Origin of the sequence: Halorientalis regularis (assembly GCF_023698535.1) — an archaeon.
Taxonomy (GTDB): domain Archaea; phylum Halobacteriota; class Halobacteria; order Halobacteriales; family Haloarculaceae; genus Halorientalis; species Halorientalis regularis.
In genome coordinates this window covers 72,353-97,774 of the sequence record NZ_JALJCL010000004.1, presented here as the reverse complement: position 1 = coordinate 97,774, position 25,422 = coordinate 72,353, and the positions used below count along the sequence as shown (strand labels likewise).

The 25,422-nt window shown below is 65.3% G+C and carries 31 protein-coding genes and 1 tRNA gene; 16 read left to right on the top strand and 16 right to left on the bottom strand.

What is annotated here, in order from left to right:
- Nucleotides 1-168: 168 nt before the first annotated feature.
- Nucleotides 169-759 (bottom strand): response regulator, encoded by a 591-nt coding sequence (locus MU521_RS06275; RefSeq protein ID WP_092688710.1) that lies wholly within the window; start codon nucleotides 757-759, stop codon nucleotides 169-171.
- A gap of 114 nt (nucleotides 760-873) precedes the next feature.
- Nucleotides 874-1,911, bottom strand: a complete 1,038-nt coding sequence (ahbB, locus tag MU521_RS06270) for a siroheme decarboxylase subunit beta (protein WP_092688707.1) — start codon at nucleotides 1,909-1,911, stop codon at nucleotides 874-876.
- An 85-nt stretch (nucleotides 1,912-1,996) separates the two neighbouring features.
- On the opposite strand from ahbB, the gene MU521_RS06265 reads away from it, so the two are divergent.
- Both MU521_RS06265 and MU521_RS06260 read left to right on the top strand, forming a co-directional pair.
- Complete coding sequence (locus tag MU521_RS06265) at nucleotides 1,997-2,449, top strand: MaoC family dehydratase (protein ID WP_092688704.1); 453 nt, start codon at nucleotides 1,997-1,999, stop codon at nucleotides 2,447-2,449.
- A gap of 101 nt (nucleotides 2,450-2,550) precedes the next feature.
- Nucleotides 2,551-3,669: an anthranilate phosphoribosyltransferase gene (locus tag MU521_RS06260; protein ID WP_092688701.1), complete on the top strand. Its 1,119-nt coding sequence runs from the start codon at nucleotides 2,551-2,553 to the stop codon at nucleotides 3,667-3,669.
- Nucleotides 3,670-3,678: 9 nt separating this feature from the next.
- On the opposite strand, the gene MU521_RS06255 is transcribed toward MU521_RS06260, so the two are convergent.
- The gene (locus MU521_RS06255; protein ID WP_092688698.1) at nucleotides 3,679-4,065 is read right to left on the bottom strand and encodes a hypothetical protein; all 387 of its coding nucleotides are present in this window, start codon (nucleotides 4,063-4,065) and stop codon (nucleotides 3,679-3,681) included.
- Nucleotides 4,066-4,382: 317 nt separating this feature from the next.
- Here MU521_RS06255 and MU521_RS06250 point away from each other — a divergent pair, with 317 nt between their 5' ends.
- From MU521_RS06250 to MU521_RS06240, 3 genes are all read left to right on the top strand, one after another.
- Nucleotides 4,383-5,030, top strand: coding sequence for an RAD55 family ATPase (locus tag MU521_RS06250; protein ID WP_092688695.1), 648 nt, complete (start codon nucleotides 4,383-4,385; stop codon nucleotides 5,028-5,030).
- A gap of 37 nt (nucleotides 5,031-5,067) precedes the next feature.
- Nucleotides 5,068-5,613, top strand: a complete 546-nt coding sequence (locus MU521_RS06245) for a peptidylprolyl isomerase (RefSeq protein WP_092688692.1) — start codon at nucleotides 5,068-5,070, stop codon at nucleotides 5,611-5,613.
- Nucleotides 5,614-5,696: 83 nt separating this feature from the next.
- A complete protein-coding gene (locus tag MU521_RS06240) occupies nucleotides 5,697-6,038 on the top strand; it encodes a ferredoxin (RefSeq protein ID WP_092688689.1) in 342 nt (113 codons plus the stop codon).
- Here MU521_RS06240 and MU521_RS06235 read toward each other — a convergent pair whose 3' ends face one another.
- Entirely contained in the window at nucleotides 6,039-6,182 is a 144-nt protein-coding gene (locus MU521_RS06235; RefSeq protein ID WP_175452781.1) for a hypothetical protein, read from the bottom strand.
- Between the two features lie 160 nt (nucleotides 6,183-6,342).
- Here MU521_RS06235 and MU521_RS06230 point away from each other — a divergent pair.
- A tRNA-Leu gene (locus tag MU521_RS06230) sits at nucleotides 6,343-6,426 on the top strand.
- Between the two features lie 194 nt (nucleotides 6,427-6,620).
- On the top strand, nucleotides 6,621-7,136 hold the full coding sequence (locus MU521_RS06225) for a DUF5813 family protein (protein WP_092688686.1): 516 nt from the start codon (nucleotides 6,621-6,623) through the stop codon (nucleotides 7,134-7,136).
- 7 nt (nucleotides 7,137-7,143) lie between these two features.
- Here the strand turns inward: MU521_RS06225 and MU521_RS06220 are convergent, their stop codons facing one another.
- From MU521_RS06220 to MU521_RS06210, 3 genes are all read right to left on the bottom strand, one after another.
- Complete coding sequence (locus MU521_RS06220; RefSeq protein WP_092688682.1) at nucleotides 7,144-7,563, bottom strand: DUF1648 domain-containing protein; 420 nt, start codon at nucleotides 7,561-7,563, stop codon at nucleotides 7,144-7,146.
- Between the two features lie 212 nt (nucleotides 7,564-7,775).
- Nucleotides 7,776-8,006 (bottom strand): Lrp/AsnC family transcriptional regulator, encoded by a 231-nt coding sequence (locus tag MU521_RS06215; RefSeq protein WP_092688679.1) that lies wholly within the window; start codon nucleotides 8,004-8,006, stop codon nucleotides 7,776-7,778.
- A 2-nt stretch (nucleotides 8,007-8,008) separates the two neighbouring features.
- Nucleotides 8,009-8,698 carry a potassium channel family protein gene (locus MU521_RS06210; RefSeq protein ID WP_092688676.1) on the bottom strand — a complete coding sequence of 230 codons (690 nt, stop codon included), beginning with the start codon at nucleotides 8,696-8,698 and terminating at the stop codon, nucleotides 8,009-8,011.
- 116 nt (nucleotides 8,699-8,814) lie between these two features.
- On the opposite strand from MU521_RS06210, the gene MU521_RS06205 reads away from it, so the two are divergent.
- The gene (locus MU521_RS06205) at nucleotides 8,815-9,045 is read left to right on the top strand and encodes an Lrp/AsnC family transcriptional regulator (protein ID WP_092688673.1); all 231 of its coding nucleotides are present in this window, start codon (nucleotides 8,815-8,817) and stop codon (nucleotides 9,043-9,045) included.
- A 33-nt stretch (nucleotides 9,046-9,078) separates the two neighbouring features.
- On the opposite strand, the gene MU521_RS06200 is transcribed toward MU521_RS06205, so the two are convergent.
- Nucleotides 9,079-9,276 carry a hypothetical protein gene (locus tag MU521_RS06200; protein ID WP_092688670.1) on the bottom strand — a complete coding sequence of 66 codons (198 nt, stop codon included), beginning with the start codon at nucleotides 9,274-9,276 and terminating at the stop codon, nucleotides 9,079-9,081.
- An 85-nt stretch (nucleotides 9,277-9,361) separates the two neighbouring features.
- On the opposite strand from MU521_RS06200, the gene MU521_RS06195 reads away from it, so the two are divergent.
- The gene (locus tag MU521_RS06195; RefSeq protein ID WP_092688667.1) at nucleotides 9,362-9,685 is read left to right on the top strand and encodes a DUF7991 family protein; all 324 of its coding nucleotides are present in this window, start codon (nucleotides 9,362-9,364) and stop codon (nucleotides 9,683-9,685) included.
- On the opposite strand, the gene tmk is transcribed toward MU521_RS06195, so the two are convergent.
- Together tmk and MU521_RS06185 are read right to left on the bottom strand one after the other, a co-directional pair.
- Nucleotides 9,682-10,263, bottom strand: coding sequence for a dTMP kinase (tmk, locus tag MU521_RS06190; RefSeq protein WP_092688664.1), 582 nt, complete (start codon nucleotides 10,261-10,263; stop codon nucleotides 9,682-9,684). The two genes, MU521_RS06195 and tmk, sit on opposite strands and share 4 nt — an antisense overlap.
- Before the next feature lie 43 nt (nucleotides 10,264-10,306).
- Nucleotides 10,307-10,816, bottom strand: coding sequence for a universal stress protein (locus tag MU521_RS06185; protein WP_092688661.1), 510 nt, complete (start codon nucleotides 10,814-10,816; stop codon nucleotides 10,307-10,309).
- Nucleotides 10,817-10,954: 138 nt separating this feature from the next.
- On the opposite strand from MU521_RS06185, the gene MU521_RS06180 reads away from it, so the two are divergent.
- From MU521_RS06180 to cofG, 5 genes are all read left to right on the top strand, one after another.
- Complete coding sequence (locus tag MU521_RS06180; protein WP_092688658.1) at nucleotides 10,955-11,830, top strand: complex I NDUFA9 subunit family protein; 876 nt, start codon at nucleotides 10,955-10,957, stop codon at nucleotides 11,828-11,830.
- 145 nt (nucleotides 11,831-11,975) lie between these two features.
- A complete protein-coding gene (locus MU521_RS06175; protein WP_092688655.1) occupies nucleotides 11,976-13,157 on the top strand; it encodes a tubulin/FtsZ family protein in 1,182 nt (393 codons plus the stop codon).
- The gene (locus MU521_RS06170; protein WP_092688652.1) at nucleotides 13,135-13,920 is read left to right on the top strand and encodes a hypothetical protein; all 786 of its coding nucleotides are present in this window, start codon (nucleotides 13,135-13,137) and stop codon (nucleotides 13,918-13,920) included. Before MU521_RS06175 ends, MU521_RS06170 begins: the two co-directional genes overlap by 23 nt.
- The gene (gene cofC, locus MU521_RS06165) at nucleotides 13,920-14,549 is read left to right on the top strand and encodes a 2-phospho-L-lactate guanylyltransferase (protein ID WP_092688649.1); all 630 of its coding nucleotides are present in this window, start codon (nucleotides 13,920-13,922) and stop codon (nucleotides 14,547-14,549) included. The genes MU521_RS06170 and cofC overlap by 1 nt, the downstream gene beginning before the upstream one ends.
- 26 nt (nucleotides 14,550-14,575) lie before the next feature.
- Nucleotides 14,576-15,691, top strand: coding sequence for a 7,8-didemethyl-8-hydroxy-5-deazariboflavin synthase subunit CofG (gene cofG, locus MU521_RS06160; RefSeq protein ID WP_092688646.1), 1,116 nt, complete (start codon nucleotides 14,576-14,578; stop codon nucleotides 15,689-15,691).
- A 366-nt stretch (nucleotides 15,692-16,057) separates the two neighbouring features.
- Here cofG and MU521_RS06155 read toward each other — a convergent pair whose 3' ends face one another.
- The 3 genes from MU521_RS06155 to MU521_RS06145 form a co-directional block, all read right to left on the bottom strand.
- The gene (locus tag MU521_RS06155) at nucleotides 16,058-16,762 is read right to left on the bottom strand and encodes a helix-turn-helix domain-containing protein (RefSeq protein WP_092688643.1); all 705 of its coding nucleotides are present in this window, start codon (nucleotides 16,760-16,762) and stop codon (nucleotides 16,058-16,060) included.
- 282 nt (nucleotides 16,763-17,044) lie between these two features.
- Nucleotides 17,045-18,400, bottom strand: a complete 1,356-nt coding sequence (gene cofH, locus MU521_RS06150; RefSeq protein WP_092688640.1) for a 7,8-didemethyl-8-hydroxy-5-deazariboflavin synthase subunit CofH — start codon at nucleotides 18,398-18,400, stop codon at nucleotides 17,045-17,047.
- A 343-nt stretch (nucleotides 18,401-18,743) separates the two neighbouring features.
- On the bottom strand, nucleotides 18,744-19,274 hold the full coding sequence (locus MU521_RS06145) for a hypothetical protein (RefSeq protein ID WP_139171058.1): 531 nt from the start codon (nucleotides 19,272-19,274) through the stop codon (nucleotides 18,744-18,746).
- Between the two features lie 111 nt (nucleotides 19,275-19,385).
- Between MU521_RS06145 and MU521_RS06140 the strand changes: the two genes are divergently transcribed.
- Nucleotides 19,386-19,775: a DUF5684 domain-containing protein gene (locus MU521_RS06140; RefSeq protein WP_092688635.1), complete on the top strand. Its 390-nt coding sequence runs from the start codon at nucleotides 19,386-19,388 to the stop codon at nucleotides 19,773-19,775.
- A gap of 983 nt (nucleotides 19,776-20,758) precedes the next feature.
- On the opposite strand, the gene MU521_RS06135 is transcribed toward MU521_RS06140, so the two are convergent.
- Nucleotides 20,759-22,558: a sensor histidine kinase gene (locus MU521_RS06135; protein WP_175452780.1), complete on the bottom strand. Its 1,800-nt coding sequence runs from the start codon at nucleotides 22,556-22,558 to the stop codon at nucleotides 20,759-20,761.
- 231 nt (nucleotides 22,559-22,789) lie between these two features.
- On the opposite strand from MU521_RS06135, the gene MU521_RS06130 reads away from it, so the two are divergent.
- Complete coding sequence (locus MU521_RS06130; protein WP_092688627.1) at nucleotides 22,790-23,809, top strand: phosphoribosylaminoimidazolesuccinocarboxamide synthase; 1,020 nt, start codon at nucleotides 22,790-22,792, stop codon at nucleotides 23,807-23,809.
- Here the strand turns inward: MU521_RS06130 and MU521_RS06125 are convergent.
- Nucleotides 23,806-24,159: a hypothetical protein gene (locus tag MU521_RS06125; protein ID WP_092688624.1), complete on the bottom strand. Its 354-nt coding sequence runs from the start codon at nucleotides 24,157-24,159 to the stop codon at nucleotides 23,806-23,808. The two genes, MU521_RS06130 and MU521_RS06125, sit on opposite strands and share 4 nt — an antisense overlap.
- 268 nt (nucleotides 24,160-24,427) lie before the next feature.
- Entirely contained in the window at nucleotides 24,428-25,411 is a 984-nt protein-coding gene (locus tag MU521_RS06120) for a formyltetrahydrofolate deformylase (RefSeq protein ID WP_092689316.1), read from the bottom strand.
- Between the last annotated feature and the right edge of the window lie 11 nt (nucleotides 25,412-25,422).

Sequence of the window (25,422 nt, the reverse complement as noted above, 5' to 3'; positions counted from 1 at the left end):
GGAAGTGGTGAACAGTAACAAAAAAGTTTCCGCCCGGTGTTCAGAAGTGAAAACCAGACACGAATCTGGGATCTAACCCGCAACCGAAACGGAAGAGCTGACCCATGTCAAATTATCGGCTGCAGTAACGGGTGAAATGGGCGAAAAACCGAGCTAGAGCTGACTGTGTTACTCTTCGACGGGACGGGATCCGTCGTGGAGTTCGCGGAACACGGTTGCGAACGCCTCGTCGTCGAAGCGCGCGACGGTGTCTTCGAGGCCGTCCCGGACGCGGTCGCGCTCCGCACGGAGGTCGTGGAACTCGTCGCTGTTTTCCAGTTCCGTGTTGCTCTTGTTGGCCAGCAGCGTCGCGTACTTCGAGGTCAGCGAGTAGTACCGCTGGAGTTTCTCCTCGTACTCGGCACAGACGAGGAGTCGCTCGATGGTGTCGAACAGGTCCTCCCGGGAGACCGGTTTGATGACGTAGTCGTCGAACGGCATCTCGATGATGTCGAAGTCGGGGTCGACCGCCGTCACCATCGCGACGCGGCAGTCGTGCCCTTCCTCGCGGATCTCTTCGAGAACGTCGTCGCCCGACACGTCCGGCATCCGCCGGTCGAGCAGGACGATATCCACGTCCGGTCCGAGCGCTGTCAGTGCCTCCTCACCGCTGTAGGCCGTCCTGACGTGGTACTCCTGTTTCAGCTGGGCGGCGTAGGCATCGGCCACGTCCGGTTCGTCGTCTACCACCAGCACGGTGGGGAGGTCACCTGTACTCATCCACTCCTCAATACACGCTAACAGAAGGATAAGACTTCCGGGCGTTTCGGCCCGGAGAAGCACCCATACAGTTGATAATTCGCCTGCAGTAACGGTCACTGACCCCTCGGCCCCCTACTCCCCGACGATGTCGTCGTACCGCGCGCCCGTCTGTTTCAGCGTCTCGGTCGAGTAGAGCCGTTCGTGGTCGACGGGCAGGTACTCGTCGGCGAGGTCGTCGATCTTGGCGTCGACGGCCCCGGCCTCGCGGCCGTGGATCATCGTGAACAGGTTGTACTGCCAGTCCTGGTCCGGACGGCGCGGGCGGTGATAGCAGAGCGTAACGTACGGCAGCGAGCCGACGGTCTCCCCCCAGGTATCGAGTTTCTCGTCGGGTACGTCCCAGACGACCATGCAGTTGTTGTCGAAGCCCGTCGTGACGTGGTTGACGACACAGCCGATGCGTTTGATACAGCCGTCTTCTCGCAGTGTCGCCACGCTGTCGAGTACCTCCCCGACCGACGCGTCGACCGCGGCCGCCACGTCCCGGTAGGGTGTCTCCGAGAGGGGGAAGCCATCCTGAATTTCGAGCAGGAGTCGTCGGTCCAGCGCCGAGAGATTCGCCGCGGCGTCCTCGCTGATCCGCGTCGCCGAAGCGTCGGTCTCGGAGATGCTCTCCCGCGCAAACCGATCCCCGTTGACGACGGGAAACTCAAGATCGATGTAGTAGTCGGTCAGCATCGGGAGGACGAGTACGTCCAGCCCGGTCCGGGCCTCGATGTCCTCGATGATGGCGTCGCGTCGCTCCCGGGAGCCGGCGGTGACGACGAACCACATGTTCCACTCGTGTTCGCGCCGGTAGTTGTGGTTGACCTGCCGGTGGTCGTTGATTACATCGGCGACCGCCTCGAAGCGGTCGGCCGGAGCTGAGACGGCCGCCAGCGTCGACGAGCCGATCACCGGCGGGTTGAGAACGGCCCCGAACCGGCGGAAGATACCGGCTTCACGGAGATCACGGACACGAGCCAGCGCGTCGGCGGCCTCGACTCCGAGGTCGTCGCCGACGACCTCGAAGGGGCGTTCCGCCACCGGGAAGCCGCTCTGGTAGCCGTCGACGAGTGCCGCGTCCACGTCGTCCAGCGCCGCCCGCCAGTCACCCGACTGGAGACTCATTGACTACTCTTTGGACCGTTCCAGTGTAACGGTGTCGCTTCTCGGGCACGAAACCGCTAAGTCGCCGGCACTACTGGCCTCGCCAATGCCCACGTACTACGAGGATATCGAAGTCGGCGATACGGAGGCACACGGCAGCTACGAGGTCACCGAGGACGAGATCGTCGAGTTCGCGGAGCAGTACGATCCCCAGGAGTTCCACACGGACCCCGAGGCCGCCGAGGACACGATGTTCGGCGGGCTCGCCGCGAGCGGCTGGCACACCGCCGCCGTCTGTATGCGCCTGCTGGTCGAGACCATGGAGAAAGCCGGGTGGGCCTCGCAAGGGGCCCGCGGCGTGGACGAACTCCGGTGGATCAAGCCGGTCCGTCCGGGCGACGAACTGTCCATCGAGTACGAGGTCGTCGAGAAACGCGAGGGCGACCGCCCCGGCGTCGGCGAGGTCGACAGTCGGCTGACCGGCTACAATCAGGACGACGAGCCCGTCATCACCTGGATCGGACTCGGGATGATCGAGAAGCGAGCGGCCGGCGAGTAGGCGATCACTGCCCGGATCGCACAGTTCGGAACGGGATTTTCGAACGGATCACAAGCGACGGCTTCGTGAAGTATTTCGCGCTGGCGTGCCGACAGTCGAACATGGCACAAGCGAGCCAGCAGTTCGGCGAATGGCCGCTCAAACGGTTGATGACCGAAGTCGTCGGGTCCGGCCACAAGTCAGCCGAGGACATGGACCGCGACCAGGCCCGGGAGGCGTTCCAGCGGATTCTCGCCGGCGAGCCCGATCCCACGACGCTCGGGGCGTTCTGGCTGGCCAACCGCTGGAAGCGCAACAGCCCCGAGGAACTGGCGGCCTACACCGACGTGATGCGCGAGGAGTCCGTCGACGTGGCCGCCCCCGACGCCGACCCCGTGGACTGCGGAGCCAACTACGACGGCAAACACTCCACGGCCATCTTGGGCGTCGCGGCGGGTGCCGTCGCCGCCGCCGCCGGCACGCCCGTCGTCGTCCACTCCGGGGATCGAGTCCCCACCCAGAAGCTCGACGCGTACAAGCACGTGCTGGACGAGTTGGGTGTCCGGACGGAACTGGAACCCGAGGAGAGCGCCGACATGGTCGACCAGATCGGCTTCGGGTACTACTACCAGCCCGCATTCAACCCTGGGGTCGACGACCTCTGGGAGCGCCGGGACATGATGGGCGTGCGGAGCTTCGTCAACACCGTCGAGACGCTGGCCAACCCCGCCGACGCCGACGTGCATCTGGGCAGTTTCTACCACCTCGCGTTCGCCGAGAAGACCGTCGACACCTTCCGCGCGGTCCAGGCACAGGACGTGTCCCGCGTGCTGATGTTCCAGGGCCAGGAGGGTTATGACGACATCCGGCCCGGGTCGACAGTCGTGGCGGAATGGGGGTCGGTGCGAAGCACCGACGAATCGGCGAGCGGGGAGGGGAGCGACCCGCGAGCCGGCGAGGACCTGGCGGACTTCGAGATCGAGACCGCGAACTACGGGATGGACTTCAGCGGCGAGGACCTGGAGGTCGAGGACATCGCCGAGGACTCGGCGACGATCACCGAGGAAGTCCTTGCGGGCGACCGCGACGACCAGTTCGCCGACGCCGTGGCGGTCAACGCCGCCCTGCGGATGTACGCACGCGAGGACGTGGACAGTCTGGAAGATGGACTCGACGCGGCCCGTGAGACCATCGAGAGCGGTGACGCGGCCGACGTGCTCGACGACCTCCGGGCGTTCTGACTCGTGTCGTCAGCGGCCGATCACGAACCGGGCGACGGCATAGTCGACCGGGACGACGATCCCGAACGCCAGCAGGACGGCCCCGTCGCCGCCGAGAGCGGGTGCGGCGAGGAAGATGATGGCGAGAAACTCTGCGGCGACGGCGATGCCGGCGACGAGGCCCCAACCCGTCGCGCGGACGACATCGTATCGGTTCGACCAGTAGCTCCGGTAGACGAAGGGGGGCATGAACACGATGGCCAGCGTCGGGAAGATCGCGGGGTACGTGATCGTCCCCAGCCGTTCGGTCAGGAAATAGACGACCGGGAGTGCGATGGCGGCACAGACGATGATGATGGCCTTCTCCGGATTCAGCCACCCCGTCGACCCGGACGCGTCGGCCTCTCGGTTGCTCATGTCGGGCACGTCGGGGCAGGCACGTAAAACAGGCACTGTCTGGGTCGGCGGGGCGGTCGCGGAGTCGGTGCGGGGGCGGTGCGGTTACGGTTGCGGAGGGCACGAGCATCCGGCGCGCGGAGCGCGCCGGTTCACTCAGCGCGAACGAAGTGAGCGCGGAGTACGTTTTGCGCCACTGACAGAGCAAAGCTCTGTCGAGCTCCCGCTCGCTCCGCTCGCGGGAACCACGTTTTTGCGAAGGGGGTCGCCGCTGGCGACCCCTCGCAGTAAAAAGGTGGGGCGGCAGGCTTATCGGTCCCAACGGCTAGAGTCGGGCCATGAGCGACGACACGGCACCGAGCGGGCGGCTCTCGACGGGCGTAGACCTGCTCGACAGCGGGCTCGGCGGGGGGGTACCGGCGGGGAGTCTCGTCGCGGTGTCGGCACTGCCGCGCGCACAGAGCGAGCCGCTCCTGTACGCGATGGCGGCTGCGAACTCGACGCGGTACCTCTCGGCGCTCCGGCCGGCGGAGGAGGTGGCCGACGCGCTGACGACGGCGGTCCCGATGGGGAAGGCGGCGCTGGACGTGGACGTGCGTACCGTCGATGGCGACGACGTGCTGGGGTCACCCGAGGAGTTCCTGGGTGGGCTTGACGCGGGGTCCCTGCTGGTCGTCGATCCGACGACGGAACTGGAGCAGGGTGACCGGCATCGGTACAGCGAGTTCCTCGACACCTGCAAGCGAGCGTTGCGGATGACCGACAGCGTCGGACTCTTTCACTGCCACGAGAACACGCCGTCGGTCCTGCGGCGGGACATGACGCTGGCCCGGGCCGATCAGGTGTGGGACGTGCGGATGGACGTGGTGGATCGGTCGGTCAAGACCTGTCTGGCGGTCACGAAGGTCCGGGGCGGGACGCCGTTCGGGCTGGTCGAACTCACGTTCGACGAGGCGGGCGTGACCGCGACCGTCGGTCGGGACTAGCACCAGACTTTTCTCCCGACCGCGCGGAGTGGACGCCATGAGTGACCTTGCAGTGACGCTGTCCACGAACCACGGCGACATCGAGATCGACCTGTTCGACGAGCGCGCGCCCAAGACGGTCGAGAACTTCGTCAACCTGGCGGAACACGACCCGGCGGCCGACGACGAACCCGCGCCCGCGACGACGACGTGGGAGGACCCCGAGTCCGGCGAGATCCGCGGCGACTCGCTGTACGAGGGCGTCACGTTCCACCGGATCATCGAGGACTTCATGATTCAAGGGGGAGATCCGACCGGCACCGGCCGCGGCGGCCCCGGCTACCAGTTCGACGACGAGTTCCACGAGGAACTGACACACGACGGTCCCGGCAAGCTCTCGATGGCCAACAGCGGCCCCGACACGAACGGGTCGCAGTTCTTCATCACACTGGACGCCCAGCCCCACCTGGACGGCAAACACGCCGTCTTCGGCGAAGTCACCGACGGGATGGACGTCGTCGAGGAGATCGGCAACGTGCCGACCGACGGGCAGGACAAGCCCCACGACCCCGTCGAGATCGAGGGCGTCACGATCCACCAATAGATCGCCGTCCGTTCACTTCTGAGGTGTATTTCTGCCGGGCCGAAAGCGACAACGGAAAGACCGCCCGGGACCAAGCCGGTGGTATGAGCGAGGCGGACGAACCCGTGGACCCCAGCGAGATCGGCGAGCAGGACGCGCCGCCGGTCGCGGAGAAGCCGTACAAGATCATCTTCGAGGCGAACAAGTGCTTCGGCGCGGGCAAGTGCGCCGAGTACTCGGACAACTGGAACCTGGACATCTCGACGGGGATCGCCAAGCCAGAGACCTACTTCTTCGGCGAGGAGGACCTCGATCACAACATCGCGGCCGCGGAGGCCTGTCCGGCCAAAAAGGACAAAGGGATCATCCACGTCGTCGACCGCCGGACGAACGAGGAGATCGCGCCCGATCCCGAAGGCGACGGAACGCTCAGCGTCGACTGGTAGTCACTGCCGGGTGGTCTCGTCGCGGAGTCCTGCTGCGTCTTCGGCGCGGTAGACCCCGGCGTTGCGGTGCTGGTCGGCGTCCTCGACGAGGCGGCCGGTCTCGCGCTGGCGTTCGATCAGCGCGACGAGGTCGGTCGTGGTCATCGCCTCGCCGTCGTGTCTGGTCTCGGCGACGACGGAGTCGGAGCCCTCGGTCGTGGCTGGGGCTCGGTCGAGACGCTGGACAAGCCACTGGCTGGCGAGTGCAAGCAGGGCTGTGGCGGACCGAAACCGACAAACCCCTCACGGATGGAGGGACGGATGTGCGAGGGTAGCCAAGCCTGGAAACGGCGGCGGACTTAAGATCCGCTCCCGTAGGGGTCCAGGGGTTCAAATCCCCTCCCTCGCATGGAGTCGCGGCGCAGTTCGCGCCGCGACGGAATCGTCGGTTGGATTTGAGTCAGGGAGTGAGAGGTGAGCGAGCGAAGCGAGCGAACGGGACCGACCGTGGTTCGAATCCCCTCCCTCACGTGGAGTCGCGGCGCAGTTCGTGGCGCGACGCACACAATGCGTTTTTGTCGTCCGCTCGCGTACGGGCCTGCAATGACCGACGAGATTCCGGAGCGGGCCGAGCGGGCGTTCGAGGGCCACGACGCCTTCGAGCGCGACGGCGACGGCTACCGTGTGACGACGACGCGATTCGACGGCCACGTGACGGCCGACGAGACCGACGACTGGGCACTGGCCTACCGGCTCGTGGTCCGGATGCCGATGCTCTCGGCGGCTGTCGACGGCGACGTTGGCGACGCAGTGGAGGGGGGTTGGTTCGACACCCTCGAGCGCCGCCTGGGAGACGCACCGTCGGTGACGCGGGCCGACGTGGACCTCGACGCAGTGACGCTCACCGAGGACGCGGACGAGGCCGTCGCCGCGTTCGAGTTCGAGTTCGGCAACGCCGACCGCGCGCCGGACGTGGCGAAGGCCTTCGCCGAATACGTCGAGGGGACCTACGTCGAAGGCGTCGTCCCGGGGTACGACTACGAGGGCGTCGTTGCGGACCTCATGGGGAAGGCGGCGAGTCAGGGCGATGACGGCAGTCGCGGCGGCACGCCACTCTGACGGGGACTCAGATCCCGAGCCCGTACTCGCGGACGACGGCGTAGCCGGCGACCAGCGCACCCCACACCAGAACACCGACCAGTACGAGGTCGAACGGGACGGCGTAGCCGAGGTTCCACGCGAGGACGAGTCCATGGACGACCGCGAGCAGGAGCATCGTCGCGACCGTGATCCCCCGCATCGTTCGGGGGTCGTCCGGCGGATCGACCCGGGCCGCCCACTTTATTACGAGGTGGGTGAGGACCATCACGACCGGTATGGCCGCCACCGCGACGGCCCTCGGAGCGTAGTTGTCGGGCTGTCCCGACGCCGAGAAGTGGATCGCCACCTCGGCGGGGAGGCGGGGGTAGACGGCGAGACCGGCCAGCGCGGTGAGCAGAGCCAGTCCGCCGCTGATCGCATCGAGACGGGTCAGGGACCGGGCCATGTCGGACGGTGTCGGCTGGCAGGAACAAGTGCGTACCGGAGGGGTGCGGCGCGGTGGCTGTGCGGGAGTGGTAGCTCTGCTGTTGCTGCCAGCAGTCGGCGCGCGGAGCGCGCCGGTTCACCGGACGCGAGCGGAGCGAGCGTCCGGGAAGTTTTTATACTAAATTTTTGCGAGGGGGGTTCGCCTTCGGCGAATCCCCCCGAAGTAGAAATTTAGTCCATCGCGATGTAGGTCTGCGTGGACTCGATGCCGTCGATCTCCTGGATGCCGGCGGCGGCCACGTCCTTGACGGCGGCCGGGGAGTCGACCTCGACTTTGGCGATGAAGTCCACGTCGCCGGCGACGATGGAGGACTCGACGACGCCGTCGACGGCGTCGATGTCGGCCTTGATGCGGTCGGCGTCGCCCGCGTGGGCCTTGACCATGACGTAGGCGACCACCACGGTCAGACACCTCCGGCGGCCGTGGCGCGGCCCTGACTGTCACCGACGACGATGCGGCGCACGTCGTCCAGCACGCCGAAGTCGGCGAGGACCACCAGTCGGTCACCGGCCTCCAGCGAGGCGTCGGCGTCGGGGAGGCCGTAGGCGTCGTCCTGCTTGCCGAAGGCCAGGACGCGGGATTTGGCGGGCAGTTCGAGTTCGCTGAGAGTGTACCCCTGCATCGGCGAGTCGCCGGTGACGGTCAACTCGACCATCTGGAGGTTGCGGGCGATGTCGGCGACAGCGCGGATCGACCCGCCCAACAGCGCGTTCTTGGCGGCGATGGCACCCAGCCGTTCGGGGTAGATCACCTCGTCGACCTCGGAGGCGTACTTCCGGTAGATGTCCTCGCGGTAGTCCTCGTTGATGCGCAAGACCGTGCGACAGCCGTGGTGTTTGGCGATCATGCAGGCGATGAAGTTGTCGTTCAGGTCGCCAGAGAGCGCGCCCAGCGCGTCCGCGGTCGTGAGGTCGGCCTTCGCGAGGACTTCCTCGGTCGAGCCGTCGCCCTCGATCACGTCGAACCCTTCCTTGCGGGCGCGGTCGACCGAGGTCGGATCGCTCTCGACGACGACGACCTCGTGGCCGCTCTCCTGTAAGACGCGGGCGGTCCGGAGCCCGACGCGACCGGCACCCACGATAACGAATCTCATATGGCACAATCTGCCACGGGACGGCTTAAAGCTATCCCGGCGACCCGTCGATTCGGGGACGTGGCGGCGTCGCGTCCGCATAAAAGCTTTTGATGTGTGGTGGAGTAGCATGGGCCATGGTCCGGGCCTACATCATGGTGAAGACGGCGGCGGGCAAATCGGAGGCGCTCCTGGAAGCGACGCGGTCGCTCCCGGGGGTCACCGAGGCACACATCGTCGCCGGGAAGTACGATATCATCATCGAGGCCCAGGGCGAGGAGGTCTACGACGTGATGCACTCAGTCGCGACGGACGTGCGCGACCTCGACGGGGTCGCGGACACGCGAACTTACATTTGTCTGGAGTAGTCGGCTAATGGCGAGCCGCCGGAGCGTGGCCCGTTACTCGTCGCCGTGACGGTCGCGGATCGCCTCACGCTGGGTCGCCAGCCGCGGCGGCAGTGTCTCGTACGCGAAATCGAACACGTCGCTCGGGTCGGGATCCGGTACTGCTTCGGCGGCCGCGACCGCCCGGTCGACCGCTCGCTCGGCACCCTCCCGAGCGCGCTCGCGGAATCCCTCGTCGACGACCCGGTGCATGGCCTTACACAGGACGCGACGGCGCTTAAACGCGATGGGGTTGGGAATTCGACACCCCCAAGGCGTCCCGGGCCGTACACGGGGTATGGTCTCGGCCGTCGACATCGCCGGGTTGCTGGTCATCGTGGGACTCAACACTGCCATCGCGGCGCTGGCGACCCGGTTTTTCCGCGTCCGGCTGAACACGCAGTGGGGGAGTGCGCTCTACGCCGTCGTCCTCACGCCCGTCCCGCTGGTCGGGACGACGATCCTGCTCGGGTCGGTGCTGGGCCCGAACCTCGGGAGCGCCAGCACCGTGCTGGCGTTGACGGTGCTGGTGCCCCTCGCGGTCGGCATCGCGTTCGACTTCTTCTGGATGCCCGCACCCGACGACGTGAGCGTTCCGGACAACCGGCGGCAGCGAACCTAGCGCCGGCGCTCGATCTCGTCGCGCGCGGTCGCGAGGACCGCCTCGGGTGACTGGGTGGCATCGATCCGGACGAACCGGTCCGGGTCGGTCTCGATCAATCGTTCGTAGTTGTCCTGCACGCGGGCGAGATAGTCCGCGGCCTCGAACTTGTTGGTCGCACCGCTCCGGTCGGCACCCGTCTCGGGGTCCACGTCGAAGTAAAGCGTCAGATCGGGCGCGCGCGTGAACGGGTCGTGGACGCGCTGGACGTAGGCCATCGGGTCGTCGATGGTCCCCTCGAGGGTCGCGCCCTGGTAGGCGTACCGCGAATCCGAGTAGCGGTCGGAGATCACCAGATCGCCGGCCTCTAGCGCGGGCTTGACGACCCGCGAGAGGTGGTCGGCGTGGTCGGCGGTGTAGAGGAACAGTTCCGCGAGCGGGTCGGCGTCGTCGTCGCCGATGGAGCGGGCGACGGCCTCGCCGTACCAGGAGTCGGTGGGCTCGCGCGTGAAGGTGACCCCGCCGTCGAGTTCCCCGCGCAGGCCCTCCCAGACGGTGGTCTTGCCGCTGCCGTCGATCCCCTCCAGCGTGATGAGCATACGAGTGCTGGGCGGTCGGTACTTGTAAATCGGCCGTTCCCGCTCAGTCCGGGAGGTAGAAGTCGGATTTGCCCTTCCGGTGGGGCGAGGCGTCTTTCAGCTTCGCGATCTTGGCGGGGCTACGGTCCCGGACGATGACCACGTCGTAGGACTCCTCGGCGGCGAGGCTACTGCCGACGCTGGACAGCGAGGTGACCAGATGACCCGCGTTCTCGCTGCCGATGAACACCATCGAGGCGTCCTCGTGTTCGGCCACCGACCGCAGGCGGTTGGCGATCTCGCCCGACGGGGCGCGTTTGTCGACGACGCGGTGCCGGAAGTTCGCGGTCGGGCACAGGTCGGTCACCTGTCGGTGGAGCCGCGAGACGACGGTCTTTAGCTCCGGGTCCTCGTCGGCTTCGATCCAGTCGTGGTCGCGCGCGTACTCGGCGTTTTCCTTCGGAATCACGCTGATGGCCAGTACGTCTTCCTCGAAGACGATGCCGAACTCCGTCGCACGGACCAGCGCCGCCTCGGCCAGCGGCGACCCGTCGAACGGAACGACGAGTGTCATACCCGAAATCCCCCGGCAGACCGGATATGCCTGCGGACGGTTCCCAGCCCCTGAAAACACCGCCTCGTCCGCCCACCGTGGGGTACCTGACTGGTCGCACGATACTTTTAAACATATATAAAACGAACAGTGGCTCGTATGAATGTTCTCGTCGTCGGCGGCAGTGGTTTCATCGGGACGAACTTGAGCAGGGAGTTACACGACCGTGGCCACGACGTGACGGTTCTCTCCCGGGACCCGTCCGGGGACGGCCTCCCGACCGGTGTCGACACGGTATCGGGCGACGTGACGGCCTACGACTCCATCGAAGGGGCCTTCGAGGGCATGGACGCAGTGGTGTATCTGGTCGCGCTCTCGCCGCTGTTCAAGCCCAAGGGCGGCAACGAGAAACACTTCGAGGTTCACACGGAGGGGGCCCGCCACGTCGTCCAGGCGGCCGAGGAACACGGCGTGGACCGACTCGTCCACGTGAGCGCGCTGGGTGCCGACCCGGACGGGCCGACGGCCTACATCCAGGCGAAAGGCCAGGCCGAGGACATCGTGACTGCCTCGGAGTTGGACTGGGTGATCTTCCGTCCCTCGGTCGTGTTCGGTGAGGGCGGCGAGTTCGTCTCGTTCACGAAGAAGCTCACGCCGCCCGGTCTCGCGCCGCTGCCCGGCGGCGGCAAGAAGACGAACTTCCAGCCGGTCTGGGTCGGCGATCTGGTGCCGATGCTCGCGGTGGCTGTCGAGGACGATCACGTCGGCGAGACCTACGAGATCGGCGGGCCCGAGGTCCTGTCGCTCCGGGAGATCGCCAAGATGGTCCGGGGTAGTGTGATCCTCCCCGTGCCGATGGGGCTGGCGGGCGTCGGCCTCAAGATCGCGGGGTCGCTCCCCGGGTTCCCGATGGGGGGCGATCAGTACCGGTCGCTGAAGTTCGACAACACGACCAGCGACAACGACATCGCGGCCTTCGGTGTCGACCGCCAGGACCTGACCACACTGGGAGAATACCTGGACGCGCGGGCGTAAGCACCCATTTTTCCGGGCGCTAAGCCCCGATTAACCGGGCTGCTTTCAGGTGGTTGTGTGTTGAACTCGGCATTCTATTTGCTGATATTTGGGGGTAAAACTTATAGCCGTAATGTGACTGTTTCCTCCCACACGGAGACGAGTCATGAAACTCGCGATGATCGGTTTCGGCCAGGCGGGCGGGAAAATCGTCGACAAGTTCCTGGAGTACGACGAGCGAACCGGGAGCGGGATCGTCCGCTCCGCGGTCGCCGTCAATACCGCTAAAGCCGACCTACTTGGACTGGAACGCGTACCGGAAGACAACCGGGTGTTGATCGGACAGGCCCGGGTGAAAGGACACGGTGTCGGTGCCGACAACGAACTCGGTGCCGAGATCGCCGAGGAAGACATCGACGAGGTCCAGGGTGCGATCGACAACATCCCGGTTCACGAAGTCGACGCCTTCCTCATCGTCGCCGGCCTCGGCGGCGGGACCGGGTCGGGGGGCTCCCCCGTCCTGGCGAAGCATCTCAAACGTATCTACACCGAGCCCGTGTACGGCATGGGCGTGCTGCCCGGCGGCGACGAGGGTGGTATCTACACGCTCAACGCCGCTCGATCCTTCCAGACGTTCGTCCGGGAGGTCGACAACCTGCTGGTGTTCGACAACGACGCCTGGCGGAAATCCGGCGAGTCCGTCCAGGGTGGCTACGACGAGATCAACGACGAGATCGTCAAGCGCTTCGGCATCCTCTTCGGCGCTGGGGAGGTCGAACAGGGTGGCGCGGTCGCAGAGAGCGTCGTGGACTCCAGCGAGATCATCAACACGCTCGCGGGCGGCGGCGTCTCGACGGTCGGCTACGCCGCCGAGGAGGTCGAGCCCGAGGAGGGCGGCGGCGGGTTGCTCTCGCGGTTCAAAGGCGACGACACCGACGACGGGATGGACACCGCGAACACCACGAACCGCATCACCAGCCTCGTCCGGAAAGCGGCGCTGGGACGGTTGACGCTGCCCTGTGAGATCGACGGGGCCGAACGGGCGCTGCTCGTGTTGAGTGGCCCGCCGAAACACCTCAACCGGAAAGGCATCGAGCGCGGTCGGAAGTGGCTCGAAGAGCAGACCGGCAGCATGGAGGTCCGTGGTGGCGACTATCCGGTCCCTGAATCGGGATACGTCGCCAGTGTGATCCTGCTATCGGGCGTCCACAACGTGCCCCGGATCAAGGAACTCCAGCAGGTGGCCATCGAGGCCCAGGACAACATCGACGAAATCCGGCAGGAAAGCAAAGCGAATTTAGAGGAGTTAGTCGAGGACGATGATGATGAACTCGATCCCCTGTTCTAAACGGAGTATCGTATTCGTACTGCTCGCGGTTGCGGTCGTTGGCGCGGTTGGGACAGCAGCGGCCGTCACGGTGTCCGAAGACAGCGTGCCCGAGGAGGTCACGGTCGAGACCGGGACGAGCGTGACGGTCACGCTGGACGACCTCTACACGGACGCGCCCAGCGAGTGGACGCTGCGTGCGGAGACGAACCTGACCGGTGACCGGACCTGGCAAATCAGCAAGCGGAAGTTCGGCGGGGCGGGCATCGCCAACGAGAGTGGGTCCGGCTCGAGCATCGAGACCGCGGTGAGTCAGGGCGACGACGACGAGTCGGTCACGCTCACCATCTCGGGTACCATGCCCAACCGGACCGAGTACAGTTACGATCCCCAGCAGAACCTCTCGGCGATCACGCTCTACCGCGTGACCGACAGCGGTGAGACGAAGATCGACACGATCAACGTCCCGTACTACACCGAAAACAGCAAGCAGGCCCGCAAGCAGATCAATCAGGCGAAGACGGCCATCGACGAGGCCGGGAGCGTCTCGGATTCGGCCCGGACCGACTACCAGAGCGCCATCGAGTTCTACAACAGTGGGCAGTTCGCGAGCGCAATCCGGGAGGCAAACAGCGCCCAGGAGGCAGCCCAGCAGGCCGAGCAGTCCCAGCAGACGACCCAGTTGCTGATCTACGGCGGCGTGGGCATCCTCATGCTGGCACTGATCGGCGGCGGTGTCTGGTACTGGCGCAACCAGCAGGACGACTACGACAAACTACGCTGATGGACGTTCTCGTCCCCCTGGCCGTCGACGAGCCGAAAACCCGGCTCGCGGGGACACTCGCTGCCGCCGAACGGACGGCGTTCGCTCGGGCAATGTGTGCGGACGTACTCGACGCGATTCAGGAGAGTGGCCACGACCCCGAGGTCCTCGCGACGGCGGCCGTCGACGTGGACGCCCCCGTCAGGATCGACGACCGACCCCTGACCAAGGCCGTGAACGCCGCGCTCGACGATGCCTTCGACGACGGTGCCGAACGCGTGGGGATCGTCATGGCCGATCTGGCGCTGGCGACGCCGGCCGCACTCGACCGACTGTTCGCGGCCGAGGGTGACGTGGTGCTGGCTCCGGGCCGTGGCGGCGGGACCAACGCCATCGTGACCCGCCACCCCGGGTTCCGGACGGACTACCACGGTGTGTCGATCCGCGACCACCGCGAGGCGGCCCGTGCCGTCGGTGCCGACGTGAGGGAGGTCGACAGCTTCCGCCTCGCGACCGACGTGGACGAGTCCGACGACCTCGTGGAGGTGCTGTTACACGGCGAGGGACGGGCCCGGGAGTGGCTGGTCGAAGCGGGGTTCGAGATGGCGGGCGCGGACAGGCGCGCGACACTGCGGCGCGCACAAGAGTAAAGGTCGGCCCACTCCGACCGGGACCTGTGATCCCGGGGACCGACGAGTACGGCGTCGACGTGACCGTCAGCGACGAGGATATCGATCGACTGCTCGACGTGACGCCCGCGGACGTGGACCCGGCGCCCGAACTCTCGTTCTGTCGGAACGTGTTCGTTCCGCTGACGACGGCCTGTCGGTACACCTGCACGTACTGCACCTACTACGACCCGCCGGGGCAGGCCACGCTCATGAGTCCCGAAGAGATCCGGGAGACGGTCCGTCGCGGGGCCGACGCGGGCTGTACGGAGGCGCTCTTCACCTTCGGCGACGACCCCGACGACCGGTACGACGAGATCCACGGCCAGCTCGAGGAGTGGGGGCACGAGTCGATCCACACGTACCTCCGGGAGGCCTGTGAAATCGCGCTGGAGGAGGGGCTGCTCCCCCACGCAAATCCCGGCGACCAGACCCGCGAACAGATGGGCGAGGTCGCGGACCTGAACGCCTCGATGGGGGTCATGCTAGAGACCACCGCCGAGGTACAGGCCCACGGCGGCCCTCGTGCCAAGAACCCGGGGCAGCGGCTCCGCACCATCCGGACGGCGGGCGAACTCGACGTGCCCTTCACCACGGGGATCCTCGTCGGTATCGGCGAGGACTGGGCGGACAGGGCCGAGTCGCTGCTGGCGATCCGCGAGCTCGACGAGCGCTACGGGCACGTGCAGGAAGTGATCGTCCAGCCGGTCGTCGACAACGAGCGCTGGCACGGCGGCTCACCGACGGTCGACACGCTCCGGCGGACGGTCGCGATGGCCCGCCACTGTCTGCCCGAGTCCGTGAGCGTGCAGGTGCCGCCGAACCTCGCGCCCGCCCGCGAGGTGGTGGATTGTGGCATCGACGACCTCGGTGGCGTGTCGCCGGTCACCGTCGATCACGTCAACCCCGACTACGAGTGGCCCGGGCTGGACGAACTCCAGGCCGTCGCCGACCACGCGGGCGTGCCCCTGCGGGAGCGCCTGCCCGTGTACGACCGCTACGCGACCGACGAGTGGCTCTCGGACCGGATCGCCGACGCCATCGACGCCCCCGATACGGCCGGTGAGCGATTCCGGACCGTCCGCGACCACGGTACGAATCCGGCGAGCGTCCCGTCAGATTGATCCTCATCCGAGTTTTTCCGATTCTCGTCTCCGATAGTTCTGATGAGCAGAATCGGAAACTGAACACGCGGTTGATGCTTGCGCAGCGACAGAGAAGGCAATCAGCGGTCGGTCGCTGTTACCGAAGATAGCCTGGGAATTCACGCCGTATACGATCCCGTTCGCGGTGGCGCCACCGGCCGTTTCGTGGTCGGCGGGCGGGACGTATCAGTGGCCGACAGCGCAGTCGAGAGCGCGACTGCGGTACCCGACTGCAGGTCGGCGACGAACGGGGACACCGAGGGACACGGTGACCGCGGCGGTGCCCGGTTCGAGTTCCGACCGCGGGAGGACGCGGCGACCGACGTGCCGCAGTTCGACCCGCGTTCAGCGATCGCTCACGGAGCTGGCCGCGTCGTTCCCGTCGAGGTCCGGGGTGCCGTCCAGCGCGCGGAGTTCGCGGAACACGGTCGCCTCGATCTTCCGGAGGTGTTCGCCGACGTTGGCGGCCGAGCAGTACAGTTCGTCGGCCAGTTCCTGGTGAGTGGCTCGTCGCGGGTCCGCGTAATAGCCCTGCTCGACGGCGACCGTGAAGATCTCGCGCTGGCGCTCGGTCAACTTCTCCAGCAGTTGCGCGGCGTCGGGGTAGGAGGTGCCGGTCCGGACGATCTCTACGTCGATGGCCTCGGGCAACTCCGCGAGTTTCTCGCGGAACCCGCTGTCGTGCCCGACGTAGGTCACCTCGACGGTCTTCTGATCGACGATACTGATGGGCCACTTGACGAACACGTCGGAGGAGCGGCGGGTCTGCATCAGCGTCCGCGCGAACTCCGTCGGATCGATGGAGAGGTAGGCGTACCACGTGCGCTCCCCGGAGAGACTGCACTCCCGAACCGGGTCCGCGGCTCCGACGATGGACTCGAACCGCTCCCGATCACCGTGTCCCTCCGCGAGGACGACGAGGGTCCCGTCGTCGAGGAGGTCCGCCCGGTGGACACGCTGGACGGACACCACGGGGTCGGCCAGCAACTCCCCTACGAACGGGTGGAACTGCGGCGCTTCCAGCGAGAGCCGAACCGTTACGTGTCGCATCGTGGCATCGTACTACCAACTGTGAGATATTTCTTTTGCCGGTCGGAAGTGGAGAAGGGGGGATAGGGAATCGATCGGCGGCGACAGCCACCGAATCAGGGATTCCTGGGCCGTACACTCCAATCGGCCCGTCCGCATCTCCCGGATAGAGGGGGACCGTATTGGCTTTTGACCCGCCTATTCAAAGTGGATTTATACGCATTCGTTCCTGAAGGAATGCAGTTATAAATGGTCGGCGGCAGTCGAACAGGCCCCGTTCGCGGTCGGATCGCCGACGATCGATCAGTGGTCCGGGACGAGTGGCGTGCCGTCTGCCTGCGGGCCGAGTCGCGGGCCGAGGGTGTCCGCGCCGGGGTCGACGCGGCGGCGCTGTTCGTAGTCCGTCGAGCGTTCGACCGGGATGCGGCCGACGGCGGCGATCATGTCGGCGTACTCCCGGACGGAGCGACACTCGCCGAAGCCGCCGCCGGCGCGCTTGGTGATCTCCTCGGAGAGAATCGTCCCCATGAAGTCGTCGGCCCCGCAGGTGAGCATCTTCAGTCCCTGGGCGTCGCCGTACTTCACCCACGAGGACTGGAGGTGTTCGATATTGTCCAGGTAGAGCCGCGAGACGGCGATCATCAACTCGTCCTCGTGTCTCGTCGCGCCGTCGGTCACCATCCCGCGCTCGGCCAGGGGCGTCTCCTCGTGGACGAAAGAGAGAGGGACGAACTCCGTGATCGCCCCGGTCCGGTCCTGGAGGTCCCGGACCCGATCCAGGTGCAGGGCGCGGTGGGCCTCGTTCTCGACGTGGCCGTACATGATCGTCGCCGTCGTGTCGAGGCCGACGGTGGCGGCCGCCTCCATCGCTTCCAGCCACTCGTCGGTCCCGATCTTCCCCGGACAGATGACCTCCCGCACCTCGTCCACCAGGATCTCCGCGGCGGTCCCCGGCACCGAGTCGAGGCCCGCCGCTTTCAGCCGCCGGAACACTTCTTCGTAGGACCAGTCGGTCCCGCGACGGGCGTGGTAGGCCTCCTCGGGCGTTATCGAGTGAACGTGGACGCCGTCGACGCTCATCGCCTCGATCTGTTCGACGTAGTTCCCGGGGTCTTTTTCGTACTCGGCAGGCGGCCGGTAGTTCAGGTCGCCCCGGTCGCTCGATTCGAGGATTTCGCGGTGTTCGTCGTCGAGCGCGAAGGCGGGGTGGAGTCCCGAGACGGAGGTGACCTCGTAGATGCCCCGTTCGACGGCGTCGGCGACGATCTCGCGTGACTCGGCGGGCGTCTTGGTGAACCCGCCGTGATCTTCCTGATAGCTCGTCCGGAACTGCTCGGAGCGGTCCTTGAAGTTACAGAACAGACAGCCGGTGTTGCAGGCGGTGGTGACGTTGTTGTTCAGGTTGGCGACGAAGGTGACTTCCTCGCCGACGACCTCGGCGCGGCGGCGGTCGGCGGCTTCGAGGACGCGCTCTTTGCGTGCCCGGTCGATCCCCGGCCGGTCGGTGCCGGTGGTGAGGAGTTCGATGGCGTCGGCGACGGCGAGTCGGTCGCCGGCCCGGGCCTTCGCGAGGGCGTTCTCGAACGACTGGTCGGTCTCCGGGCGGTGCTCGAAGTCGAACTCGCCCCGCGGGACCGACGGCGTGACCGCATCAGACATTGCTACATGGCATGGGTGGGACCGTCATATACGTGGCGGGTCCGGTAAGTCAGCTGTATCGTCTCCGCATGGTCTCGACCGACTCGCTCGTTACGGCGGCACTCGGCACCGCTGCATCGGCCATCGGGCTGTTTTTGCTCTGGCTGGCACGCACCGGCTCACACGAGGCGCTTCGCCCGCCGATGAACTGGGGTGCCGATCTGGGACTCGTCTCCGTCGAGCAGACACGTACCAGACGGCTCAGCTGGGCAGGCTACGGTGTCGTCTCGCTGCTCGTTGGGCTGGTCCCGCTCACAGCGAGTATATCGGTCAGTATAGATCAAGTATGTACATATACGCGGACTCACTCCACTGTCGCTGTCGTACTCGCGTTTGCGGGTGTGGAAGTCTTCGCTGCGGTGGAATGATCCTCAGGGGCACGGGTAGGTGTCGCATCACTAATCGCTCCTTCCGGGTCAACGGCGGAGTCGAACCCATCGGAGGTGGCTACAAGTTGGAGGTCGTCGCCCGCTTCGTCGCTCTGTGAGGGGGTAACCTGGAACGTGCGATTAAATGAACCAGTGCCATTTACTATGGTTGCCTGGACACGGTACTGCCCCGCATCGGTCCACACTTCATGCACGTTGAGTTCTTGACCCATATCGCTACAGAACCCCTCGGCAACCCGGTGGTCAACATCGTGAACAATCTCGTCAGTATCGACATATGTCACAGTCAACTGGACAGTTACATCCCGATCTCCGAAACAGTTTTTTAATTCAATATGCGTCGGCCCCGAAGCATCTTCTGGGTACTGAGTTGGAGCACCGGAACAACCTGCAAGAACGATCATTGGGAGTATCAAAACTACTAATCTATGCCGTTGGAGGCTCATTTGGACACCAGTCGGTTTCTATTTCTCCACTGTCATAGACACACTCGTACGGTTTCTCTCTCAGAAACAGCGACCTGACTTCTTCAATAACGGGGCTGAATAATCCAATTGATGATATCAGTACTGAACGCGATTGTTCCGTTGCAGACTAATGCTAACGGAATCATCGAACCGCTCGCTGTGTTGGCCGTCACTATCGTGATTTTCGCCGGGTTCTGGAAAACGTTTGAGAAGGCCGGTGAACCGGGATGGGCTGGAATCATCCCGATATACAACCTATACGTCTTGAACAGAATAAGCGGAAACGCATGGTGGTGGTTTCTCCTGTTTTTCGTTCCCGTAATCAACTTCTTTGCCTTGGGGAAAATCAGCATCAACGTCGCTGAGAAGTTCAACAGGGGGGTCCTGTTCGGCCTCGGACTCATGTTTCTCTCGTTCATTTTCTACCCGGTTCTCGGGTTCGGTGGCTACCAGTATCAAAACACCACACAGCTCAGCTAAGCGTGCTGTTTAGTGATTGTTTGGACAGCACTCATCTGAGAGTCAGCAGGGAATCCTTGTCTGAAATAAGCGCCCTCTATGCAGCAGCGTCTCGGAGAACTACTTGGCCGCTGTCAGTCGTGCCGTGACCGATACAGAGAGTCTACCGGTTACGTTTCATCGAACGACCACTTTCCCTTAACGCTGTGTATTGAGAGGCCAGCGTTGGTGGTTTTGGAGGCGCTCACGCGGTCGTGGACTTGAACGCGGTTGAAATCTTCTCGACCTGCACTCGCATTGTAACAGCCTGTCGTCGTCTCGTCCTCACCCCATGATGGGCTACAAACTCCGACGACATAGCGTACCTCTTCGTAGACTTGTTGGAGATCATTATGTAGCGATTCAGAAACTACGGGGGTAGAAGGGGATTCAAACCGGTCCCGCCAATCATCGTGTAGCCAGTTGATTTGAGGCGAGTCGGAGCCGGGTGGGTTGCTGAGAGTGACGGTTATAACCGATTCACTATGCAATTGGCTCCCTTCTCGGTATCTTGCCTCGATCGATTTCTCTTGGACATATCCTGTTGCGGGAGTTAACCACAACCAAGCACCGAGTCCACCCAAAGCGGCAACTCCAACTGACCCAATGACAGTACGGCGGGAGGGCATATTTGTGCCGTATTTTCTATAGACAGTTGTGGATTCTGATCGACAACTCTGATGAATACGCATGCTCACTGGATCAGCCGTTTCACTGGAAATTACTGGCATCCGCGCGACCAGGGCGGGACCGAAGGTCCCGCTGGCAGCCGGCGCTACGCGCTGGCGACGAAGGGAGCGCGGTTCGCGGAACTCGCGCCGCTGGCGCGAGTTCCGTCGTTTTTCCCCGAGTTTTTGCGATAGTGAGGGACCGAAAGTCCCTCATACCATGCGAACGGGCGGCTTCGCCGCCCGTGAGCAGATGGGGGGTTCGCGTCGCGAACCCCCCGCAGTAAAAAGTGGGTTCTAGTCGTCGTCGGCCCCGATCCCGAGGTTCAGATCGGTCGCCTCCTCGTCGTCCACGTCGGCGTCGGGGATGGCGGCCTCCAGGTCGAGCGTGACGGTACAGCCACGGTCGGTGTTCTCGAACTCGATGGTGCCCTGCGAGAGGTCGACGATCCAGTCGACCAGCCAGAGGCCCACGCTAGAGCCGTGTTCGAGGGCGGTCTCCTCGCGGCGTTCGAGGACCTCGATCTCCTTGTAGGGGATGCCGGGGCCGTTGTCGGCCACCCGGAGGGTCGCGTGGTCGTCGCCGCAATCGGCGGTGACGACGACCTGTGGGTCGTCGGAATCGTTGTGCATGGCGGCGTTCTCGATCACGTTCTCGACGGCGTGGGAGACTGCCCAGTGGGCGTGGACGGGGCAGGTGTCGGGCAGGTCGGTCTCGAAGGAGACGCCTGGGAACTCTCGGCGGGTAGTCTCGATGGCCTCGGTGGCCAGTTCGGTCACGTCGAACTCGCTGCGGGTGCGCTCGCCCGAGAGGAGTTTCTCGACGGTTCGGGCCTTCTCGCTGGCGTCGAGCAAGTTGTCGCTCTTGTCCATGATGGTCTGGAGCCGTTCGGCCTGCAGGCCGGAGGTGTCCTCGGCGAGCATCTGGGCGTTGGCCTTGACTACCGAGAGGTCGTTGCGGACGTTGTGCCGGAGGACGCGGGAGAGGACCTGCTTGAGCAGGTCGAGTTCCTGCTGTTTCTGCCGGAGGTCGGTCACGTCGTAACACAGCACCGTCCACCCGAGGTGGTCGCCGTCGTCGTCCAGGCGGGAGACACGGACCACGAAGGTGCGGGAGCCGCCGTTGATCGCGGTCGTGAACTCGTGGCCGTCGAGCAGGTCGGCGACCCCGGCGGGCGACGCGGCGGCGCCGGCCGCGCTACCGCGGACGCCGGGCAACGGCTCGGCGAGTTCGACCACGCCGACGATGCCGCGACCGACGGCCTCGTCGGTCAGGCCGAGGACGAGTTTCGCCGCCTCGTTCAACTCGATGACGGTCCCGTCGACGCTGTAGACGAGGATGGCCCCGTCGATGGCCTCGATGAGGCTGTTCTCGGGCAGGGACACCACGTCGTAGTCGCCGAAGCGGACCACCCCGAGGACGACGAAACTGTTGGCCAGGACGTACACCAGGGGATGGGGTTCGTAGGGGAGGTCGAGGAAGGCGAACCCGACGGCGAAGAGGAGGCCGGACGCCCCGCCCAGGACGAGCATCGTGTTGCGCCAGCGGTAGAGCCGCTGATCCGAGCGCAGCGTGAAGGCGACGAGCAGGCCGACGCTACCGACCAGCAGGCCCAGCGAGTAGAGACTCTGGGCGAGCGCGGCCGGCCCGGTCGTGAAGACGATGGGCGAGAAGAATCCCCCGGGCGCGGCGACCGACGCCGACGACCAGTACAGCGAGTGCAGTCCCGGCACCGCCGGTGCGGTGTTGGTCACGAGCAGGCCGACGCTGACCGCCAGCGGGCCGCCAGCCAGCGCGAGCGTCGAGCGCCGGGCCAGCACCGCCCGCTCGGTCCAGGCGACCACGAACAGGTACCAGAGGAAGACGACGACCGCCGCGAGGACGCCGAACAGCTTCCAGAAGATCACCTTCGTCGTCACCGTCGGCGCGACCAGCGAGAGCAGGTACAGCAGTGACTGCAGACTCCCCAGCACCGCGGCGGCGAGCAGGTACTCCAGTCCCCGGACGTTCCGGTTCGTCCAGTACACGTACGCGAAAGCCGCCATCACCACCGTACTGAACAGGTACCAACCCGCCCACAGCGCGTTCGCCAGCATCCGTGCTATAGACCATCGGCCACAAATCATCTTGTAGGTTCGCCCCGAATTTTCAGTTTTGATTCCACACGAAAACCGCGTGCAATCACGACGGGTGGTGGGCGAGCCGGCGTCGATGCGACCCGCGAAGGCGGCGATAGTAATCCCTTAGTGACGCCGCGGGGACCTCCAGATAATGACTGCTATACCAGCCACGCCTGCGGTTGGCCGCGGACCGACGGGGTGGGACCGATGACGAGCGTCAAGGACTTCCGCGTCGACCGGGCGGCCACGGCCACCGAACTGGGCCGGGGCGCGTTCGTGTTCACCGACGACTACTCCGTGTTCGACTGGGGGAAGATGCCCGACGACATCCCGAACAAGGGGGCCAGTCTCTGTGCGATGGGCGCGTACAACTTCGAGTTACTCGAAGACGCGGGCGTCCCGACCCACTACGAGGGCGTCGTCAGCGGCGGCGAGGCCGTCCCGCTCGCCGAGGTCGCCGAGCCGCCCCGTGAGATGGCCATCGAACTCACGCAGGTCCCGGACCTGCCCCACGACGGCCGCGAGTACGACTACGACGCCTACTACGCCGAGGCCGGCGAGAACCACCTGATCCCCCTCGAAATCGTCTTCCGCAACACCGTCCCCGTCGGGTCGAGCCTGCGGTCCCGCGCCGACCCCGCCGACTTCGACCTCGACTACGACGAGTGGCCCGACGAAGTGGTGGACCTCCCCGAGCCGGTCGTGGAGTTCTCGACGAAACTGGAGGAATCCGACCGGTATCTCGACCGCCAGGCGGCCGACCGGATCGCCGGCCCGGTCGACATCGATAAACTGGACGCCCTCGCGCGTTCCGTCAACGAAGTCGTCACCGAGCGCGCCGGCGAGGTCGGCCTGGTCCACGAGGACGGCAAGATCGAGTGTTTCCACTACGACGGCGAGATCCGGGTCGCCGACGTGGTCGGCACCTTCGACGAGAACCGCTTCTCCTACGACGGCCAGGAGGTCTCGAAGGAAGTGATCCGACAGTACCACAAGCGGACCCAGCCCGAGTGGGTCGAGGCCGTCGCCGCGGCCAAGGACCAGGCCAAAGCCGAGGACGTGGCCGACTGGAAGGCACTCTGTGAGCGCGACCCCGAACCACTCCCGGATCACGTCGTCGACGCCGCCAGAGACCTCTACACGGCCGGAACGAACGCCTACATCGGTCGGGATCTGTTCGACGCGCCGTCACTCTCCGAGGCCGTCGAGACCGTCCAGCGCCTCTAGGAGCCCGATCCGGACCCGGAGATCCGAGGTCGGACGAAGCGTGCGGAGATCGGACCGACGATACAGAGGACGCCCCCGACCGCCGTCGGAACGATCCACAGCGGTGCGCTCCAGATCAGGTGGAACGTCGTGACCGACAGCGCTATCGCGACGACGCCCCCGACCGGCGCGAGTTTCGGCTTCGAGAGCGCGAGCAGCCCCATCCCGGAGATTCCGACGCCCATGTTCATCACGAACAGGAGCGGCACGATGAACCCGAATCTGTCGTCCTGCGTCAGATAGCCCACGGTCAGCATCCCGGCGAAGATGAGGACGACACCCCCCAGTTCGGTCAATTTGTTCGACACCATCGTCACTGTAGTTTTCACAGCCGACATAATAAATGCACCCGATGAAATTCGGTATTTAATTAGGAACCGGATGCGGTTCGGCGGCTGACGGTTCGTCGTTCCACTTCGAGGCTGACTCATTCACTGCGTCTGCTCGCGGGCCACTCCGTTCCCCGCTCGCACATTCGTCGGCCTCGCTACGCTCGTCCTCCCGTCAGTCGTCGGCCTCGCTGCTCACGGGTCACTTCGTTCCCCGTTCGCGATTTCGAGGCCTCCTCTTTCGCTCCGCTCAATCGTCGGCCTCGCTCTCCTCTCCACCCTGATTCGCCACGATCTCCCCGAGGCCGTCGATGGGCCGGTCGGGATTGGCGTCGTCGAGCACCTCCGGCGACCCCAGTTGCACGTCGTCGGTGTCGAGGTCGTCACGGAGCGTCGTCCGGCCGCGATGGACCGAGACGGCGTCGTTGAGGTGGAGCTTGATCGCCTCGATGAGCGCTTCGGCTTCCAGCGGCTGGCCGATGCGCTGGAGGTCCTCCTCGCTGGCGTCGTCGGGCACGTTGAACGCTCGCTGGGTGATGATCGGGCCCTGGTCGAGGTCGGTCGTGACGTAGTGGGCGGTGACGCCCGCGATGCGGACACCCTCCTCGATGGCCTGCATGTACGCCGACGCGCCGGGGAACGCGGGGAGCAGTGAGGGATGGACGTTGATGATCCTGTTCTCGTAGCGAAAGACCACGTCCGGGCTGAGGATGCGCATGTACCGGGCCAGTACGACGAGGTCGACCTCGTACTCCTGGAGGAGGTCGAGCAGGTGGTCCTCGTCGGGGTTGCCCTTCTCGTCGCCGATGTCGTGGAAGGGTACGTCGTACTTCTCGGCCAGCGGCCGCAGGTCGGGGTGGTTCCCGATGACGACGCTCACGTCCGCGCCCAGGTCACCGTTGGCCCAGGACTCGAAGATGGCCTCCAGGCAGTGAGACTCCTTGGTGACCAGGACGGCCATGGTCTGGGTCTCGCGCTCGGCGGGGAACCGGACCTGGATGTCGACACCCAGTTCCTCGCCGAGTTCGTCGGCGTCCTCCCGGAGTTTCTCCTCGGTACAGACCATCTCCGAGGTGTCGACGTGCATGGTCATCCGGAAGACCCCCTCCCGGACGGCCTGGTCGAGGTCCTCGATGTTGATGCCCCGCTCGAACAGCAGCGAGGTGACGTTCGCGATGAGGCCGGTGTCGTCTTCGCCGACGACGGTAATCTCAGTCAGTTTGTGTTTTTTCACGGTGACCACCT

Bases quoted from the DNA above. Each gene is read 5' to 3' on its own strand.
- MU521_RS06275 (WP_092688710.1), bottom strand. From the start codon at position 759: ATGAGTACAGGTGACCTCCCCACCGTGCTGGTGGTAGACGACGAACCG.
- ahbB (WP_092688707.1), bottom strand. From the start codon at position 1,911: ATGAGTCTCCAGTCGGGTGACTGGCGGGCGGCGCTGGACGACGTGGAC.
- MU521_RS06265 (WP_092688704.1), top strand. From the start codon at position 1,997: ATGCCCACGTACTACGAGGATATCGAAGTCGGCGATACGGAGGCACAC.
- MU521_RS06260 (WP_092688701.1), top strand. From the start codon at position 2,551: ATGGCACAAGCGAGCCAGCAGTTCGGCGAATGGCCGCTCAAACGGTTG.
- MU521_RS06255 (WP_092688698.1), bottom strand. From the start codon at position 4,065: ATGAGCAACCGAGAGGCCGACGCGTCCGGGTCGACGGGGTGGCTGAAT.
- MU521_RS06250 (WP_092688695.1), top strand. From the start codon at position 4,383: ATGAGCGACGACACGGCACCGAGCGGGCGGCTCTCGACGGGCGTAGAC.
- MU521_RS06245 (WP_092688692.1), top strand. From the start codon at position 5,068: ATGAGTGACCTTGCAGTGACGCTGTCCACGAACCACGGCGACATCGAG.
- MU521_RS06240 (WP_092688689.1), top strand. From the start codon at position 5,697: ATGAGCGAGGCGGACGAACCCGTGGACCCCAGCGAGATCGGCGAGCAG.
- MU521_RS06235 (WP_175452781.1), bottom strand. From the start codon at position 6,182: ATGACCACGACCGACCTCGTCGCGCTGATCGAACGCCAGCGCGAGACC.
- MU521_RS06225 (WP_092688686.1), top strand. From the start codon at position 6,621: ATGACCGACGAGATTCCGGAGCGGGCCGAGCGGGCGTTCGAGGGCCAC.
- MU521_RS06220 (WP_092688682.1), bottom strand. From the start codon at position 7,563: ATGGCCCGGTCCCTGACCCGTCTCGATGCGATCAGCGGCGGACTGGCT.
- MU521_RS06210 (WP_092688676.1), bottom strand. From the start codon at position 8,698: ATGAGATTCGTTATCGTGGGTGCCGGTCGCGTCGGGCTCCGGACCGCC.
- MU521_RS06205 (WP_092688673.1), top strand. From the start codon at position 8,815: ATGGTCCGGGCCTACATCATGGTGAAGACGGCGGCGGGCAAATCGGAG.
- MU521_RS06200 (WP_092688670.1), bottom strand. From the start codon at position 9,276: ATGCACCGGGTCGTCGACGAGGGATTCCGCGAGCGCGCTCGGGAGGGT.
- MU521_RS06195 (WP_092688667.1), top strand. From the start codon at position 9,362: ATGGTCTCGGCCGTCGACATCGCCGGGTTGCTGGTCATCGTGGGACTC.
- tmk (WP_092688664.1), bottom strand. From the start codon at position 10,263: ATGCTCATCACGCTGGAGGGGATCGACGGCAGCGGCAAGACCACCGTC.
- MU521_RS06185 (WP_092688661.1), bottom strand. From the start codon at position 10,816: ATGACACTCGTCGTTCCGTTCGACGGGTCGCCGCTGGCCGAGGCGGCG.
- MU521_RS06180 (WP_092688658.1), top strand. From the start codon at position 10,955: ATGAATGTTCTCGTCGTCGGCGGCAGTGGTTTCATCGGGACGAACTTG.
- MU521_RS06175 (WP_092688655.1), top strand. From the start codon at position 11,976: ATGAAACTCGCGATGATCGGTTTCGGCCAGGCGGGCGGGAAAATCGTC.
- MU521_RS06170 (WP_092688652.1), top strand. From the start codon at position 13,135: ATGAACTCGATCCCCTGTTCTAAACGGAGTATCGTATTCGTACTGCTC.
- cofC (WP_092688649.1), top strand. From the start codon at position 13,920: ATGGACGTTCTCGTCCCCCTGGCCGTCGACGAGCCGAAAACCCGGCTC.
- MU521_RS06155 (WP_092688643.1), bottom strand. From the start codon at position 16,762: ATGCGACACGTAACGGTTCGGCTCTCGCTGGAAGCGCCGCAGTTCCAC.
- cofH (WP_092688640.1), bottom strand. From the start codon at position 18,400: ATGTCTGATGCGGTCACGCCGTCGGTCCCGCGGGGCGAGTTCGACTTC.
- MU521_RS06145 (WP_139171058.1), bottom strand. From the start codon at position 19,274: ATGAGCCTCCAACGGCATAGATTAGTAGTTTTGATACTCCCAATGATC.
- MU521_RS06140 (WP_092688635.1), top strand. From the start codon at position 19,386: ATGATATCAGTACTGAACGCGATTGTTCCGTTGCAGACTAATGCTAAC.
- MU521_RS06135 (WP_175452780.1), bottom strand. From the start codon at position 22,558: ATGCTGGCGAACGCGCTGTGGGCGGGTTGGTACCTGTTCAGTACGGTG.
- MU521_RS06130 (WP_092688627.1), top strand. From the start codon at position 22,790: ATGACGAGCGTCAAGGACTTCCGCGTCGACCGGGCGGCCACGGCCACC.
- MU521_RS06125 (WP_092688624.1), bottom strand. From the start codon at position 24,159: ATGGTGTCGAACAAATTGACCGAACTGGGGGGTGTCGTCCTCATCTTC.